This window comes from Niallia tiangongensis, from assembly GCF_044704065.1.
GTDB lineage: Bacteria > Bacillota > Bacilli > Bacillales > Cytobacillaceae > Niallia > Niallia tiangongensis.
In genome coordinates, this window is the sequence record NZ_CP162613.1 from 1264662 (window position 1) to 1280494 (window position 15833).

Below are 15833 nucleotides of genomic sequence, written 5' to 3' on the forward strand. Positions count from 1 at the left end.
GAAAGGGGTAATTTTCAATGCTAGGAATTCCACTTTGGGTTATTTTTGTATTAGGAGGAATTGCAATTAGTGCGTTTATGGCCGTTAAAACTGGAAGAGAGGATAGGGTTGCAGAAAATGAAATAATTGAACGGGAAGGAGAGATATATATGAAAAGGTTAGAAGAAGAGAAAAAGCGCAAAAATGGAGAAGAGAGAGGATATGAGAATTAAGAAGTTTGATTAAGCTTCCTATCTTCCGGATAATGAAGGAATTTCTTCTTACAATTTATTTCGTACAAAGGATCGAATGCTATAAATTTCATTCCTAAACAATGTTCTCCGTTTATGGAAATGTCCTTTTATAGGTTGGCTCCTTTGTTTTTTTTGTTTTTCGGCTTTCATGAAGTGTTAGCCTTTGCTAAGCATTCAGAATGCCGTTATAAAATAAGTTACTCTATAAACTCTCTTTTTTACTCTCCGTTTCCTTATAAAAAAATGGGTATATGTCCTGTTCCGAATTTAGGGCAAATACATATGATAAATTGAGCTTGAAAAAGAGCTCTAAGAATTCGCATTAAGCAAATTCAACAGGTTGTTACGGTTTACGTAGTAAAAAATGAACTTAGGGTGGTAGTACTGTACAAAATAATATAAATAACAGCAAATTCTTTTATGGAGGATCTGATTACGATCGATGGCTAACAAGTGACTCCTGACACATACAATGGGTCATGGGTTTGGGGTGTAAGGAATAAAGGAAGCCATTAAATAAAAGAAAGCAGAAAAACCGAAACACCATAAGCTTATTTAACAAATGGTAGCAACCTTAAAGGAGGTGTTACTATGGGTAACGTTTACGGCGGAGGTTTTGCTTTAATCGTTGTATTGTTTATCTTATTAGTTATCGTTGGCGCTGCGTGGCTGTAAGCTATAATAGCGTATAAAGGCAATCTTACTAGGGTGAGGGTCTATTATGCGCCAAAGAACAACTGGAACGTTAGAGAGAGGAGGAATCTTCATGTCTGGTGGAGGAGTTTACGGTGGAGGCTTTGCTTTATTAGTAGTACTATTCATCTTATTAGTAATCATCGGAGCAGCTTGGCTATAAGTTGATCTGAGGCATATAAAAAGAAGCAATATAATAGTCGGTATGTCGACTATTACATTGCTTCTTTTCTACATATCTCTGTTTAGATGTCAGAGTCTGTTTAGTTAAAAAAATCTTAAAAAAGCATATCCATATAGGAAGAAATCAAAAGAATAGTGATAAGAACATTTATTGTTCGAAAAACTTTTGGTTGTTTTTCTTCAGGAATTTCTTTTTGTAAACATAGGGCATTTGTTAGTCTATTAATATTATATAAAATAAAAATAGCTAAAATAATGAAAATGGAGATCATCATTGATTCCCTCCTTATAAGCAGAATTTATTGTATGATATTTACATTATCAAATTACAGGACAAAAAGATAGTATTATCAACTATTTTAGACAGTAAACTTAGCTTTTTCGTTAATCAATAGCTTGGAAGCTCTTTAGCCTCCTTGTAATCTATCTTTGTAGGAAGCTAGATTGCAAGTTTTATATCATTATATGTTTGGTAAAACAGTAATAGTATCCATTTAAGATATTTCCCTTACATTATTTATTAATATCTCAAATCCATCCTCGTTTTCTTCTACATAGCAAGAACGTGGAGATCTCCAGAGATTTTTCATCCGAATGAAATCTGGAACACATATACCTGTATGATAAGCGAAAATCATTAAAAAATAATGAACATAGCTTGTGAAAAGGAAGCAAGATACCAATAATAGTCCACTAATGATTACAAAAGGGATAATTAGTGCGAATTGAAATTGAAATTTTCCAATTGGTTCTTTTACTTGAATGTGAAGAACAGGTAAAAATTGTAAATGTTTATTCCACGTTTTCTTAATTTTATCCCCTAAATGAATCATTGGTAATAAGTGCAATAATTTGTGTAAAGGATATATAAACAATATCGTTGTCATAAATAATAAAAAGTAATCGTCAGAAAGGTTGTTATGCGCAAAATAGGTTGTTATTGGTACATATAGGAAAAGAAAACAACCAATCATTGTCATAGAAGACAAAATAAAAAGGCGCTGCGCTCCATATTTTTTATGGAAGTTGACAGTCTTCCAACAGTTCATGTTAATGCCCTCCATAGGGAGAAATTTTTAGCTACTTTTAATAATAATTTCTTGCTTGAATAACTAATAATTGGAAGAATATCTTTTCTTTGCCTTATCTTGCGTTTAATCAAGCGAACTTACCTTGATACTTTACGACGAATAGAGTAAAAAATCAATAGGCTCTTTATATAAATTTATGACATTTAGTAAAATTATTATTCGCGAACAGAGAAATATCATTCTTAATATGTATTTTACTTGCGTTTGTAAAACTTATTGAAATTTTCCGAAAAAAAGACAAGAAAGCAACCTGCTCACTTATCTTTTTTAACACAGGTCTAGAATGTCCTAAACCTAGAGTCCTTTTCCCCAATTTTCGTTTCTCTATTTAGTATATACTGGATCCTTTTTCTTTAGATGCCCTTCATCATCTTCAAAAATATTGTCAAGATTAGTAAAGGATTTTTCAAAAATTTCAATAAAATCGTCTCCATAAATATGCTTAACGATTGTCATCATTTCTAAAAGCTCTGGAAACTTTCCATATAGATTTCTGATTGGCAAGGAGGCGGATAATGCTGAGCTATTACTAGGATTATAATCTTCCATAATTTGAACAAATACTTCTTTTCCTTTATCTGTTAGGCAAATATAGGTATTTCTCTTGTCATTTTCTTTTTTCGAGAATTGTAGTAGTCCTCTTTCTTCTAATTTCTTCGAAAAATTAAATGCTGTTGAGACATGCATTACCCCGAAATTTGCTACATCTGAAATAGATGCCCCGTTTAGCTGGTAAGCAATCCAAAGTATGTGGTGCTCATTAATGTTCAAATCATACGGCTTAATCCAATTTTGCCAATCCTTCTCGATTGCCTTCCATAATGCTTTGCTAAGTTGTCCAATTCTTTGAGTAAAGAGTAAAGCATCCTTCATTGAGATCTGACTTTCATTCATCCACAAATCACCTACTTTTCTGTTATCTATAAACATTATGCCAATAAAACAAAAATTAATAAAGATAAAAATTAACAAAATTTTTAGAAATAAGAATTTTTATTTAAAGTAAGCGCTTTATTGAATAGATATGTAAAAACTTAAATAAAAATTCAGTTGTTTGTCTATACATATTTTAGGGAATGAAGAGAGAGAACGGGTAGAAAAAAATGAAAAAAGGAGAAATTATCTGTTTAAAAAAGACTGTTTTCGTATTGATTGTTGCTCAATACAAAGGATTTAATTGGCGTTTTGTGATAATATTAGATGGAGATAGCTGCTTCACCAAACCGAAAAAAGGAGTCTGTTATAGTGGCAAATAAACGTTTTGAGGATGTTTATACGCAAGGGAAAATGGAAGTTACTAAAATAATTCGTGATAATGAGACAGGAGTCCTATATATGTTTCGTTATGGCGGTCCTACTTCTGGATTAACTGTTATGGTTGATAAAGATGGAAAACCTTTAGTTGATAAAGATTTTATACCTGAGTCTGGGACTTCAGTTGAATAATGCGTCGGCCACTTCCTTATGGAGGTGGCTTTTTCACACTTATCGCATATATTTAACTGATATTAAATTGAAAATCTGAATGCACTTAAAACCATTTGGTTCATTCTTTTTTTGGTCGCAAAGAGTTTCATCAAAATAGCATAATAAATAAGAAAACAGCCTTAAAAAAATGATGGATTAGCAAAAAGGGAGTAAGAAGTTTTTTAGAGAGTGAATAAAAAATTAATTATCAAAAAAGCGAAGCAAAAGAATGGAAAGTAAGAATTGGTTGGAAAAGGATAAAAAAAATTATATGCGAATAAAGATTTAACATCATTATGTTAGAAAAATTAACATTGTGAAGATGGCTTGGAATAGAAAAAAATGGAGGGGGTCCTTGTTAGAAATCCTCCATTTTTTATAGTCTAATCAAAAGAATGTTATTCCCAGTTATAAAAAGGACTAAATGGTTATTTTAAATCATTTTCTAATTCATTAATGGTTGATTGTAATTCATCTAGCTCCTGTTGAAGTAATTCTTGATGTGGCTTAATTTCTTCTTTCCACGTATCAAGGGATAGTTTAAGTTCTTCAATAAAGGCACTTAAAACTGTTTTTCCTTCTACAGTAACAGTTTTAACGGAGTCTTTTATTTCGTTTAAGTCGATTTTTAATTCTTGAATATGTTGTAGAAAAGCTTTTCCATTATCGCTGCAGACTCTTCTAACTTCTTTTCCTGAGTAAGGAGTTGTCAGTAAGGTTGTGATTCCAGCTGCAATTCCTCCAATTAAAAATCCTGATAAGAATGATTTTGCGCTCATTTGCTAACACCTCGCTCTTTTTCAATATTATAACGTAATCAAGTATTCATTACTATTTTTAAGGATACTTCGTATTTTGCGCATTTTTTATAGATGACTGTTTTGAAAATCCTTCATAAATTTAGCTAGTTCGACAACATGGTCAAGTGGAACAGCATTGTAGATAGAAGCACGGCAGCCTCCAATAGATCGATGACCATTTAGACCAACAAATCCTGCTTCCTTTGCTTCCTGTAAGAAGGCCTTTGTAAGATTTTCTGACGGCAAGGTAAAGGTTACGTTCATTTTGGAACGGCTCTTTTCTTCCGCATGCCCTCGGTAAAAACCATTACTTTGATCAATAACATCATATAGTTGCTGTGCCTTTTCCTTATTTATGGAAGCAATTCCTTCGATACCGCCTTGCTGTTTCCCCCATTTTAATACCAGAGATAAAAGATAAATACCTAAAGTAGGTGGTGTATTGAATAATGAATTATTTTTAGCGTGTGTATGATAACTTAACATAGTTGGCAAGTTGGTATCTTCTTTTATTAAATCTTTTCGAATGATAACGACGGTTACTCCAGAAGGTCCTAGATTTTTTTGGGCACCAGCATAAATAACGCCAAATTGTGATACATCAATTGGTGTACTTAAAATATCACTGGACATATCAGCGATTAAAGGTACAGACAAACTCGTTGGATAGTTATTCCATTGAGTTCCATAAATCGTATTGTTGCTTGTAATATGAAGATAAGCAGCATCCTTTGGCAATTCAATTTTTTGTGGATCAGGAATATTTGTATAATTATCGTCTTTACTAGAAACTGAAATTGCCGTATTGCCAAGTTTTGCAGCTTCTTTGATTGCTTTTTCTGACCATACGCCAGTAAGTGCGTAATAGGCAGTTTGATTTTCCGGAAGCAAATTCATTGGTACCATCGTAAATTGAAGACTTGCTCCTCCTTGTAAAAAAAGAATGTCATAATTATCTGGTATGGAAAGTAGAGACGTAAGGAGCTCTTTTGCTTCATTATGTACAGCCTCATAGTCTTTGCTACGATGGCTTAATTCCATTAAAGACATTCCTGTATCATTAAAATTCAGCCAATGCTCCTTTGCCTCTTGTAGAACCCATTCAGGTAAAGCAGCAGGACCTGCGTTAAAGTTATATGCTCTTTTCAACGTTCTTTCCTCCTAAATTAACTTTTTCAACTAGTAGTAATACGGTAAAGACAAAAAGATTACCCTTATACTAACAAATTCCACTGATTTGTACAGATTAAAAAAACACCTTTTTTGAAAAAATGAGAATTTTTCAAAAGGGTGTTTTGTCGTTTTGTGCTATTAAAAAAGTATTTACCCCAGCTTCCAAAATGTTTGATGGTTGATACGATAGGGGGAAGGGATCAAAGAGATGAAATGGAAACTATTATCATATAGCTTTTGGAAAAAATGAATTTTTTAAGAAAAATCTTTACTTCCTGTAACTTTCGTCTCTTTATTTCACTTTTTCTTTAATTTTATCCGCGATTTCTGTCAATTCTTCATTTGAATATCCATCAAAATTTGTTTTCCAAACTGCGCCAAATCCATCACCTTTCCCGTAACGTGGGATAAGATGCATATGATAATGGAAAACGGATTGTCCCGCTTTTTCGCCATTATTATTTAAAAGGTTTAAACCAATTGGTTCATACGCCTCTTTAATTGCTGATGCAATACTGGGCACTACTTCAAACAGATTGCTTGCAATTTCAGGTGTTAATTCGTAAATATCTTTCGCATGTTTTTTTGGTATAACCAATGTATGTCCCTTGGTTATCTGGCTAATATCTAAGAAAGCCATGACATGTTCATTTTCAAAAACTTTTTTAGATGGAATTTCTCCAGCGATTATTTTGCAAAAAATGCAGTCACTCATAAAAAAACCTTCCTTCATTATGTATTACCAATATTTTAACACAGGAGCTATTTTAATGAACACCAAAAGGAAAGAGGGTGCCTTGTAAGGATCCTCTTACCATGAATGCTCCAAGTGAGAAGTTTAAGTAAACTCCTTTAACATGGAAATACATGATAAGAATACCTTTAAGGACACCCTCTTTTTTGAAGGAGAGAACTTCTGCTTTATCGTTTAGGGTTCTTCTCTTTGATAAACACCTCATTTAAATATGAATTGTTTTACTTTATGAGAAAAATCGATCATTGTTCAAACGAACCATCCCCTTAAATGTCTTTATATGTTTATCAACGTATAAAGATTGGATGACAGTCTGCGACAAACACCTCATTTCAAAGTGGAAATGATTTATAAGGCTGCTTTTGATAGAAAGCAACTTGGTGTTACTGATCTTATGTTTATATCTTGCTTATGCAAGGCAAACATCCCCTTTTAAAAACGAATGGAAGTTTCTTTTAAAAGATCTCTATAGAATCTTTTGCAAACACCTCATTTAATATTGGAGTTTATACTGCAATATTTCATTGGTGCTCCCCTTCAATAAATAGAATGTCCTGATTAAGAAATTTATATACAAAAGAATTAATAGTTTTTCTGTGCAATCATTTTTAATTAACGGAGAATGTTGTTAAACTATAGATAATACATATTGGAGGTACAATATATGGCGTTGTTAGAAATAAAGAATGTTACTGGAGGCTATACAAAGAATCCTGTTCTAAAAGATATTTCTTTTTCAATCAATAGAAATGAAATGGTTGGTTTAATTGGGTTAAATGGTGCAGGGAAAAGTACTACTATTCGTCATATTATCGGTTTAATGGAATCCCATAAAGGAGAAATATTCATTAATGAAAAGACGTTTGAAGGGGACAAAGAGGCGTATCGAAAAGAATTTACCTTTGTGCCAGAAACACCAATATTATATGATGAATTAACATTGGAAGAGCATTTGAAAATAACTGCGATGGCATATGGATTATCTCAATCTGACTATCAAAAGCGGATGGAAGTATTATTAAAAGAGTTTCGAATGGAAAAAAGACTAAAATGGTTTCCTGCTCATTTTTCTAAAGGAATGAAGCAAAAGGTAATGATTATGTGTGCTTTTCTAGTGGAACCATCCCTTTATATTGTTGATGAACCATTTGTTGGGTTGGATCCACTTGGTATCCAGTCTCTACTTGATCAACTTAAGAAAATGAAGGAAAAGGGTGCAGGGATTTTAATGTCCACTCATATTCTTGCTACTGCGGAAAGATATTGTGATCGGATTATTATTATTCATGAAGGAAAAATAAAGTGTCAGGGAACGATGGAGGAATTAAGGGCAGCCTTTAATATGCCAGGTGCTACACTGGACGATTTATATATCCTTCTAACAAAGGAAGAAGAACATGTTTGAATTTAATGAAAAGCAATTGTGGAAAGAGAGAGCTGGCCAAACAGCAAAAGAATATGGTCAATATTTAAAGTATATATTCAATGGACATCTTGTCATTGTTTTAGTGTTTTTGTTAGGAACTGCTGCCTTTTACTATCAAGCCTGGCTGAAAACGATTCCTAATGATTTTCCAGTGGCACTTATTATGAGTATTATCCTTACCTTTTTTCTGACAAATAGTCCTACCTATACCTTTTTAAAGGATGCCGATCGGATCTTTTTAATTGCTGTTGAGACGAAAATGAAGAAATATTTTCTAAAGTCAATGGTGGTTAGCTTTGTTGTCCAAGGATATTTACTGTTGATCCTTCTGGCAGCGCTAATGCCGTTGTATGCACAAGTACATGGTGGGGATTTTAGTCGTTTTTGGTATTTACTAATTGTGCTATTGATAAGTAAAGGTGCTAATTTGCTTATTCGCTGGCATATTCAATACTATGTAAATGTTCGCTATCATTACATGGATACAGTGGTGCGATTCTTCGTTAATTTAGCCATTCTTTATTTATTATTTGCGGATTCATCTCCATTATTTATTCTTGTTTTGCTCTTTATCATGGCGTTCTTGCTTATTTATTTTCAGAAGGCGACAAGCAATAAAGGAGTAAAATGGGAATATTTAATCGAACAGGATGAAAAAAGACTAGCCTCTTTTTATCGTTTTGCGAATATGTTTACAGAGGTACCTAAGTTAAGAAATCGTATTAAAAGAAGACGTTTACTAGATTTGTTGTTTAGTCGAATCCCTTATGCGAAAGAAAAAGTGTTTACCCATTTATATTGGAGAACCTATATACGTGCAGGTGATTATTTTGGATTAACACTACGGTTAACAGTGATAAGTGGAATTTTTATTTTTTTCTTATCTTTTGGACCAGGCCAAGTTTTCATTAGTGTTTTATTTGTTTTCTTAACTGGTTTGCAGTTATTGCCACTTTGGCATGCTTATGATAACAAACTGTGGATCATTATATATCCGGTAGAATCCTCTTATAGAGAAAAATCTTTTAAGCAAATAATGGCCTCTATTTTAGGCTGCCAAGGAATTGTTTTAACGTTTATTATTGCACTTAAAGGGGACTTTCTATATGCATTGATTTCTTTAATAGTCAATGGAGCCTTTATTGCCTTTTTTGTTTTATTGTACATAAATAAAAAAGTGAAACATTCATGATGGAAAGGAGCTTAAGCCTTTATTAACTAAGGTTTAAGCTCCTTTTCTATATCTGAATTCGATTAGTAGGAAGGAAAAAAGGGAACTATTTCTTATTGTAAACGTAAGAATAAGCATAAGGAGGAAGGCAGATGAATGAATATGAACAAAGAGCATTAGTAGAAGTCGAGGAGTGGAAACGTAAACTGCAAAAACGTTCTTCGATTTTAAATAGAGCATCCAAGAAGGCACAGAATAAAATAAATTCTTATATACCAGATAAAATTCAGCAAACAATTACCGAAGCGATCAAACAGATGATTCAAGCCACGCTGGCGGGTAGCAATATTTTAAAGAAAAAGAATCCAGCTCTATTTCACACTTTACAGGGAAAAGATGAGGAGTTAACGAAAAAGATAGGTCAATATAAAAAAGTGGCTGTTGTAGAAGGTGCTGGAACAGGTGCCGGTGGGATTCTGCTTGGATTGGCCGATTTTCCACTATTACTTTCTATTAAAATGAATTTTTTAATGGAAACGGCAACGATCTATGGTTATGATACGGACAAATTAGAGGAAAGAATTTATTTGCTCTATATCTTTCAGTTAGCTTTTTCTAGTGAAGGCAAACGAAGGGAAGTTTTAGAGATAATAGAGAGTTGGAAAGAAGAAAAGCATAAAGTTGCTGGTCTTAATTGGCAGGAGCTGCAACAAGAATATCGTGATTTTATTGATTTTGTGAAAATGCTCCAACTTGTACCAGGTATTGGAGCAGCAGTCGGTGCTTACGCAAACTATAATTTATTAGATCAATTGGGAGAGACTGCTAGGAATGTATATCGCTGGCGCTATTTTCAAGAACAGGAAAAAATGAAATAATAGGAGGCTGGGACAAAACGAAATAGCCAATCTGTAAAGACGAACAATCTCTAATTTAGCTCTTAAATAAAGGCTACTTTTTCATATTAGTTATTTATGGTTTTAAATATATTCAAGTGTAAAAACCAATTCGTTCCATTGCGCTACGGACACTCTATGCGCCGGGGGGGAAGCTGAGCCTCCTCGGCGCGCCTGCGGGGTCTAAAGCGTCCTCTACTTCCCGCAGGAGTTGAGTGTCCTCCGCTCCATTCCACTTCGTTTTTAAAAGCTATTTCCTAAAAAATATTGTTTTCCCAAGAAAAAATAAATTAGTTGGAAGAACGGAGCAGCCTGAATACACGTAGACGCCACGGGGATTAGCGAGACAGTCTGAGACCCTGCAGGCGGAAGCAGACCGCGGCTTTAGCGCGAGCCCCACGGAAAGCGAAGTGTATTCAGGCTGCGGGTAATAGCAACAAACTTCATGGAACATCCATTTTAAAACGAATAAAAAAGCCCAAATGATTATACGAACCTTTCATTGGCAGCTTCGTATAATCATTCGGGTTTATTTTAAGCTGGAATACTTATGTCCCAGCCTTTTGATTCTGGAATTTACGATATTTTAATTGTATTCGTTTCTTCTTCAGAAAAGGTAAGATTGTAATTAACTGCAACAGACCCAAGTGTTTTTGCTGCAATGAGCATTGCTTTTTCGTTAATATCGAATCTTGGATGATGATGGGGATAAGTAAGGCCATTTGTATCAGGCATTGCACCTGTAAAGAAAAAAGTTCCTTTTACATGCTGAAGGTAATAGGAAAAGTCCTCGCCTGTTAATTCTGGTTCTCCTTCTTGCACAAGCACTCCTGGGATGTTTTCAGCACATCGAGCTAAAAAGGAAGTTTCTTCTGAATGATTGACAACAGCTGGATATCCATCATCATATTCAAATTCATACGTACTATTTGCTGTATAGCAGGTTCCCTTTATCACTCTTTCAAGCTCTTCTTTAATAAGTGCTTGAGTTTCTAAATTAAATGTTCGAACCGTTCCCCCAATTGTTGCTGTATCAGCAATTACATTAAAAGCATTACCAGATTCAAAGTAGCCTACTGTTAAAACAGCATTGTGAATAGGATTAACTTTTCTGCTGACGATTTGTTGGAGATTAATGACGAGCTGGGAAGCAGTAACAAGAGAATCTTTCGTCTTATGGGGCTGTGCTCCATGTCCACCTTGTCCTTGAATCTTGACTTTAAATTCATCGGCAGCAGCCATCATTGGACCTGATTTATAGGAAACAGTACCTGTAGGAAGCGTCACCCATAAATGAGTACCGAATATAGCATCCACATTTTCCAAACAGCCTGCTTCTATCATCGCTTTTGCTCCACCAGGGTTTGATTCCTCTGCGTGCTGGTGAATGAAAACGAAATTTCCTGACAAATCTTCTTTATATTCATTTATTACTTTAGCGAGGATTAATAATGTCGCTGTATGTCCATCATGACCACAGGCATGCATAACACCTGGAACCTTTGATTTATAATCAACTTCTTTTTCATCCTGTATCGGAAGGGCATCAAAATCTGCACGTAAAGCAACTGTCTTGCCTGGTTTTCCTCCAGTGATTTTTGCTACTACTCCATTTCCGCCGACGTTTCCAGTAACCTGAATACCTAATTTTTCATAGAAAGAGATGATATACTGAGCTGTTTTATACTCTTTAAATGATAATTCTGGACGTTGATGAAGGTATCTTCGTATTTCGACCATTTCGTCATAATAGTTTTCTAATTGTTCCCATATTTTTTGTAGCATCTCTTTCACCTCGTTTTACTATTTAGAATATTTTTATTATAGCATGGAATAAGTAAGAGGATAGGAGAAAGGTAGATGGAAATGGAATTAGTTCCGAATTTTCCCCTATCCTAATGAAGGGAATGTTGTTAAAATAAGGTTGGAATGGAATATCATATAGGAGGAAAATATGGATATTAGAAAATCAAAAATGGCTTGGGGGCTGTTAATCCTTTCGTTCTTATTTTTTATACTTCTTATTATTGGTGTATCTGGTCAGGAGAAATTGGCCTTTGATACGGCAATAACCGATTTTATACATATGCTTTTTTCAACTAGCTTAAATCCTTTTTGGGAAGGAGTATCTTATTTAGGAGATAAGATTGGGATTGGAATTATTGCCTTACTTTTTATTCTTTTTCTGTGGTGGAAAAAGAAAGATTATGCTGGCATTGCCGCATTTGTTTTATGTGTGGGAATAGGAAATGAATTAAATAAATGGATAAAGGATCTGGTAGCAAGACCTAGACCGATAACAGCTGATGCAATAGAGGTAGACAGTTTGAGTTTTCCTAGTGGGCATGCAATGGTAGGTTTGCTTCTCTACTTGTTTATTGCCCATCTTATCGCAAAGGATATAAAAGCAAATGCAGGGAAGCTAATTTTGGCAGGTGCTGCCTTTGTATTAATTCTGCTAATCGGGATAAGCAGAATTGCTTTAGGGGCTCACTATCCAACCGATGTTATTGGAGGCTATTTATTAGGTGGAATCTGGTTATTTGTATGGGTAGGTTTGTATGAAACTTTTAAACATCGACTTAATAGACGTGAGAAAGAGGCTGGGATATAAGCATTTCAATTAGTAATAAACACGAATATCAATGCAATGTAGACGCATTATTGTTCGTGTTTTTTTATTTTAGAAAGAAGGTTTCAAAAAAGTCTGTTGCTATTACCCGCAGTCTGAATACACTTCGCTTTCCATGGCTCCTGCGGGGTCTCGGACTTTCTCGCAGCTCCCATAAGAGTCTACGTGTATTCAGACTGCTCAGTTCTTCCATATAATTAAATTTTTCTATTAAAAAAATTTTAGCAAAGACTTTAAAAAACGAAGAAATGGAGCGGAGGGCGCTCGACTCCTGCAGGAAATAGAGGACGCTTTAGACCCCGCAGCTCAGCGAGTAGGCTCAGCTTCCTCCCCGGAGCATCGTGCGTCTGTAGTGCAATGGAACGACTTAGTTTTTACACTTGACTATATTTAAAAACATAGATAACCATCATGAGAAAGTAGCTTTATTTAAGATCTGAATTAGATATTGATCGTCTTTACAGATTGGCTATTTCGTTTTGTCCCAGCCTCTTTTCATTGGATTTTGTTGCTTTTTTGAAAATGAAGCTCAATACCTTGGTATTTCATTGCAATCAGTCGGCTTCCTATTTTAGATAAGAAATATTGCGAAAATTGTGGTAACCACTAATCCAATACAAACTGGAAGAAGATTTCGTCTGGCTAATTCAAATGGATCGACATTACAGATTGCAGCAGCAGGGATTAACGCCCAAGGCACTAAAGTTCCTCCGCCAACCCAAATTGCAGCAATTTGCCCCAAAGCAGTTAAGGTGCTTATGCCGCTGCCAATCGCATGGGCAAACAAACCAGCAATGGAGCCGGCTAAAGAAATTCCTGAGAAACCAGAACCGTCTAAGCCTGTAATAACACCTACAGCTGTTAATGTGACTGCTCCAATTTCTTTTGTTAATGGAACAGTGGAAGCTAAAGCAACTCCGAGGTCATTTACGATTCCATGGGATTCTTTTGGAAGAAAGTCTCCGATAATCGTACTAAAGCCCGAGTCACCTAAATAAAAGAATGCGGCAATTGGAATAACTGGACCAAAAACTTTAAAGCCAAATTGAAATCCTTCAATTAAATAACTGGTTGTTTTTTCTAATCCTTTGTTTTTATAGCTTACTAATGTAATTAAAAGAAGAATAAAAATGGATGTTCCTCCAACTAGTGCAGTAGCATCTCCCCCTTGTAAATCTAGAAGAAACATTGCAACGACATCGAGAATAAAGAGAATCGGAATAAGAATAGCAAATAAGTTCTTTTGGGTCCTGCTAAGAAGTAATCGATTAACTTGAGGGAGAAGGTCTGATGTACTGGAAGACTTGATGCCGGTCGAATAAGTTAATGTTCCTCTTTTCATATCACGTTTAATAAAATAGAAAGCCGAAATAGTGGTCACAAGCCCCATAACGATTACAAGGGGAATACTTGCATGCATAACATCTTGCACAGGGATTCCCGCAGCGTCTGCAGTAAGCTTTGGAGCGGCCTGGATAATATAGTCTCCTGATAGAGCGATGCCATGCCCAAATAAGTTCATAGCCATGGCAACGGCAATTCCAGGCAAACCGACACGCAGAGCAACTGGTAATAAAACAGCACCAATTAATGCTACTGCAGGGGAAGGCCAAAAAAAGAAAGAAATCAACATCATGACAATACCTATCGTCCAATAAGCTAGACTTGGTGAACGAATTAGTTTGGAAAAGGGAGAAATCATCACATCATTAATACCTGTTTTGGTCAAGATTTTGCTCATTGCTACTATTATAGAAATAACAACTATAGTAGGTAACAATTCTGTAATCGCAAAGATAAAGCTATTAAAAATACTGCTAATTGACGTGCTCAATGAGCCCGTTGCTGTGATTGCTAAAAGAAAGATTCCGACAATACAAATAAAGGTAGTATCTCTTCTCATAACCATAAATCCGATAATAAAGACAATAAATAATACATATATCCAATGAAGTGCTGTTAATTCAATTCCCATTTAATACAGCTCCTTTCCCGATTTAAGGTCAATAATGCTATAGGCATTTATCACAATTCGGTTAATACAGACTATGTGGCTGCATGTAAAAGGTGATTGGTCATTTAACGAAAAAATGGGGGAGCCCGTTTTAGTAGATCGTAATTTCTAAAGCTCAAAATAAAGAAAAAAGAGAAGTGGAGGAAACAATGAAAATAAGGGCTATCTATCAAAGAAATAATGACTCCTTCTTAAGTCGGAGAAAAAATCTTCGATAGAAGGAGCAAAAATGTTCGAAAGGATAGTACAATATGTTTATATTCCAGTTTGCAGACAAAAAGATTTTATTAAGTTAAATTGAATTTTCGTGCGTTGCTTAGAGCGGATAGGTAAGAGTCCTTTGAGTTCAGTCGAGCCCAAAGGAAAGCAAATTTCTGTAGCGGAAAGAAACATATCCTGTTCAAAGGGATTAATTAACATACTAGAAATAAACTTCCGTTTCTAAAATTTAGGAGTTTAGATACAAACTGAAATTCTTGTATTACTTTTTGAAATTGTCCGAAGTAGAGGGAAGAAATAATCATCCTAAGTATAAATGTTTAAAGAAAGAAGGGAAGTCTTTGAAGAAATCTATCCCCAAAACAATGTTTTCCATTACTTTGCTTATTCTAGGAGTTATCCTTTTACTCGTTAATATAGGTGTCATTTCCTTGGAAATAAAAAAAATATTTGTCATAATATATCCGTTTTTGTTGCTTATTTATGGAATTCTATCTCTTTATCAAATTTCTTTAAAGAGAAAAAATAATTTATTTTCCACTTTATTTATTCTTACTTTTTCCATTTTATTAATATTAGATCGTTTCCAACTATTGGAATTTGTTTTTATGGATTTTTGGAGACTGTGGCCGTTAGTAATTATTCTTATGGCATTAGGGCTTATTAGTCCAAAGAAATTTTCCTTTGAATATGATAGTGGAGGAAACCGCTATACAAAGAAATCATTTCGAATCGGTGATGTGAAATATAATACTGACAACTGGTCTGTTGAACCAATGCATATATCTCATGGGATAGGGGATGTCTATATCGATTTTAGCAAAGCCTTTATTCCAGAAGGGGAAACCGAACTATTTATACATGCTAGAATTGGCGATATAAAAATAATTGTTCCAGATGATTTAGCGATTAATATCACTGCAGAAGCGAAAATTGGAGAAGTACGCATACTCCAATCGATTAGAGATGGGCTTGGAAATAGCCTGGAGTATGTAACTCCCGATTATCAAGAGGCAATAAAAAAAATCAAATTAAATATTTTGATTAATATAGGCGATATAGCTGTGCAAAAGGTATAGGA

Annotated in this window: 17 protein-coding genes; 9 read left to right on the plus strand and 8 right to left on the minus strand. The window is 34.6% G+C overall.

Features of this window, described 5'->3' with window-relative positions:
- Window positions 1-17 precede the first annotated feature (17 nt).
- The 3 genes from AB3U99_RS06080 to AB3U99_RS06090 all read left to right on the plus strand — a co-directional run bounded on the left by AB3U99_RS06080 (window position 18) and on the right by AB3U99_RS06090 (window position 1089).
- Entirely contained in the window at window positions 18-212 is a 195-nt protein-coding gene (locus AB3U99_RS06080) for a sporulation YhaL family protein (protein WP_400246342.1), read from the plus strand.
- Between the two features lie 612 nt (window positions 213-824).
- A complete protein-coding gene (locus tag AB3U99_RS06085) occupies window positions 825-908 on the plus strand; it encodes a YjcZ family sporulation protein (RefSeq protein WP_035416275.1) in 84 nt (27 codons plus the stop codon).
- A 91-nt stretch (window positions 909-999) separates the two neighbouring features.
- Window positions 1000-1089 (plus strand): YjcZ family sporulation protein, encoded by a 90-nt coding sequence (locus AB3U99_RS06090; RefSeq protein ID WP_035416274.1) that lies wholly within the window; start codon window positions 1000-1002, stop codon window positions 1087-1089.
- 115 nt (window positions 1090-1204) lie between these two features.
- Here the strand turns inward: AB3U99_RS06090 and AB3U99_RS06095 are convergent, their stop codons facing one another.
- From AB3U99_RS06095 to AB3U99_RS06105, 3 genes are all read right to left on the minus strand, one after another.
- Window positions 1205-1384, minus strand: a complete 180-nt coding sequence (locus AB3U99_RS06095) for a hypothetical protein (RefSeq protein WP_400248180.1) — start codon at window positions 1382-1384, stop codon at window positions 1205-1207.
- Between the two features lie 219 nt (window positions 1385-1603).
- Window positions 1604-2158 (minus strand): DUF3267 domain-containing protein, encoded by a 555-nt coding sequence (locus AB3U99_RS06100; protein WP_400246344.1) that lies wholly within the window; start codon window positions 2156-2158, stop codon window positions 1604-1606.
- A gap of 366 nt (window positions 2159-2524) precedes the next feature.
- The gene (locus tag AB3U99_RS06105) at window positions 2525-3094 is read right to left on the minus strand and encodes an HTH-type transcriptional regulator Hpr (protein ID WP_400246346.1); all 570 of its coding nucleotides are present in this window, start codon (window positions 3092-3094) and stop codon (window positions 2525-2527) included.
- A gap of 351 nt (window positions 3095-3445) precedes the next feature.
- Here AB3U99_RS06105 and AB3U99_RS06110 point away from each other — a divergent pair, with 351 nt between their 5' ends.
- Entirely contained in the window at window positions 3446-3646 is a 201-nt protein-coding gene (locus tag AB3U99_RS06110) for a DUF6440 family protein (protein WP_400246348.1), read from the plus strand.
- A 449-nt stretch (window positions 3647-4095) separates the two neighbouring features.
- Here the strand turns inward: AB3U99_RS06110 and AB3U99_RS06115 are convergent, their stop codons facing one another.
- The 3 genes from AB3U99_RS06115 to AB3U99_RS06125 form a co-directional block, all read right to left on the minus strand.
- A complete protein-coding gene (locus AB3U99_RS06115; RefSeq protein ID WP_400246350.1) occupies window positions 4096-4446 on the minus strand; it encodes a YtxH domain-containing protein in 351 nt (116 codons plus the stop codon).
- Between the two features lie 87 nt (window positions 4447-4533).
- The gene (gene serC, locus AB3U99_RS06120; protein ID WP_400246352.1) at window positions 4534-5616 is read right to left on the minus strand and encodes a 3-phosphoserine/phosphohydroxythreonine transaminase; all 1083 of its coding nucleotides are present in this window, start codon (window positions 5614-5616) and stop codon (window positions 4534-4536) included.
- A 316-nt stretch (window positions 5617-5932) separates the two neighbouring features.
- Complete coding sequence (locus tag AB3U99_RS06125; protein ID WP_400246354.1) at window positions 5933-6355, minus strand: HIT family protein; 423 nt, start codon at window positions 6353-6355, stop codon at window positions 5933-5935.
- Window positions 6356-7058: 703 nt separating this feature from the next.
- On the opposite strand from AB3U99_RS06125, the gene AB3U99_RS06130 reads away from it, so the two are divergent.
- The 3 genes from AB3U99_RS06130 (at window position 7059) to AB3U99_RS06140 (ending at window position 9869) form a co-directional block, all read left to right on the plus strand.
- Window positions 7059-7799: an ABC transporter ATP-binding protein gene (locus tag AB3U99_RS06130; protein WP_400246356.1), complete on the plus strand. Its 741-nt coding sequence runs from the start codon at window positions 7059-7061 to the stop codon at window positions 7797-7799.
- Window positions 7792-9012, plus strand: coding sequence for an ABC transporter permease (locus AB3U99_RS06135; RefSeq protein WP_400246357.1), 1221 nt, complete (start codon window positions 7792-7794; stop codon window positions 9010-9012). The genes AB3U99_RS06130 and AB3U99_RS06135 overlap by 8 nt, the downstream gene beginning before the upstream one ends.
- Window positions 9013-9143: 131 nt before the next feature.
- Window positions 9144-9869, plus strand: a complete 726-nt coding sequence (locus AB3U99_RS06140; RefSeq protein ID WP_400246359.1) for an EcsC family protein — start codon at window positions 9144-9146, stop codon at window positions 9867-9869.
- Between the two features lie 594 nt (window positions 9870-10463).
- Here AB3U99_RS06140 and AB3U99_RS06145 read toward each other — a convergent pair.
- Window positions 10464-11672 carry a M20 family metallopeptidase gene (locus AB3U99_RS06145; protein WP_400246361.1) on the minus strand — a complete coding sequence of 403 codons (1209 nt, stop codon included), beginning with the start codon at window positions 11670-11672 and terminating at the stop codon, window positions 10464-10466.
- Window positions 11673-11841: 169 nt separating this feature from the next.
- Between AB3U99_RS06145 and AB3U99_RS06150 the strand changes: the two genes are divergently transcribed.
- Window positions 11842-12501 (plus strand): phosphatase PAP2 family protein, encoded by a 660-nt coding sequence (locus AB3U99_RS06150; RefSeq protein WP_400246363.1) that lies wholly within the window; start codon window positions 11842-11844, stop codon window positions 12499-12501.
- Between the two features lie 589 nt (window positions 12502-13090).
- Here AB3U99_RS06150 and AB3U99_RS06155 read toward each other — a convergent pair.
- Window positions 13091-14494 carry a hypothetical protein gene (locus AB3U99_RS06155; protein WP_400246365.1) on the minus strand — a complete coding sequence of 468 codons (1404 nt, stop codon included), beginning with the start codon at window positions 14492-14494 and terminating at the stop codon, window positions 13091-13093.
- A 599-nt stretch (window positions 14495-15093) separates the two neighbouring features.
- Between AB3U99_RS06155 and liaF the strand changes: the two genes are divergently transcribed.
- The gene (gene liaF, locus AB3U99_RS06160) at window positions 15094-15831 is read left to right on the plus strand and encodes a cell wall-active antibiotics response protein LiaF (RefSeq protein ID WP_400246366.1); all 738 of its coding nucleotides are present in this window, start codon (window positions 15094-15096) and stop codon (window positions 15829-15831) included.
- Window positions 15832-15833: the final 2 nt, after the last annotated feature.

What these genes read in the sequence shown, in the direction of transcription:
- AB3U99_RS06080 (WP_400246342.1), top strand. Translation starts at nt 18, where the DNA reads ATGCTAGGAATTCCACTTTGGGTTATTTTTGTATTAGGAGGAATTGCA.
- AB3U99_RS06085 (WP_035416275.1), top strand. Translation starts at nt 825, where the DNA reads ATGGGTAACGTTTACGGCGGAGGTTTTGCTTTAATCGTTGTATTGTTT.
- AB3U99_RS06090 (WP_035416274.1), top strand. Translation starts at nt 1,000, where the DNA reads ATGTCTGGTGGAGGAGTTTACGGTGGAGGCTTTGCTTTATTAGTAGTA.
- AB3U99_RS06095 (WP_400248180.1), bottom strand. Translation starts at nt 1,384, where the DNA reads ATGATGATCTCCATTTTCATTATTTTAGCTATTTTTATTTTATATAAT.
- AB3U99_RS06100 (WP_400246344.1), bottom strand. Translation starts at nt 2,158, where the DNA reads ATGAACTGTTGGAAGACTGTCAACTTCCATAAAAAATATGGAGCGCAG.
- AB3U99_RS06105 (WP_400246346.1), bottom strand. Translation starts at nt 3,094, where the DNA reads ATGAATGAAAGTCAGATCTCAATGAAGGATGCTTTACTCTTTACTCAA.
- AB3U99_RS06115 (WP_400246350.1), bottom strand. Translation starts at nt 4,446, where the DNA reads ATGAGCGCAAAATCATTCTTATCAGGATTTTTAATTGGAGGAATTGCA.
- AB3U99_RS06125 (WP_400246354.1), bottom strand. Translation starts at nt 6,355, where the DNA reads ATGAGTGACTGCATTTTTTGCAAAATAATCGCTGGAGAAATTCCATCT.
- AB3U99_RS06130 (WP_400246356.1), top strand. Translation starts at nt 7,059, where the DNA reads ATGGCGTTGTTAGAAATAAAGAATGTTACTGGAGGCTATACAAAGAAT.
- AB3U99_RS06135 (WP_400246357.1), top strand. Translation starts at nt 7,792, where the DNA reads ATGTTTGAATTTAATGAAAAGCAATTGTGGAAAGAGAGAGCTGGCCAA.
- AB3U99_RS06140 (WP_400246359.1), top strand. Translation starts at nt 9,144, where the DNA reads ATGAATGAATATGAACAAAGAGCATTAGTAGAAGTCGAGGAGTGGAAA.
- AB3U99_RS06145 (WP_400246361.1), bottom strand. Translation starts at nt 11,672, where the DNA reads ATGCTACAAAAAATATGGGAACAATTAGAAAACTATTATGACGAAATG.
- AB3U99_RS06150 (WP_400246363.1), top strand. Translation starts at nt 11,842, where the DNA reads ATGGATATTAGAAAATCAAAAATGGCTTGGGGGCTGTTAATCCTTTCG.
- AB3U99_RS06155 (WP_400246365.1), bottom strand. Translation starts at nt 14,494, where the DNA reads ATGGGAATTGAATTAACAGCACTTCATTGGATATATGTATTATTTATT.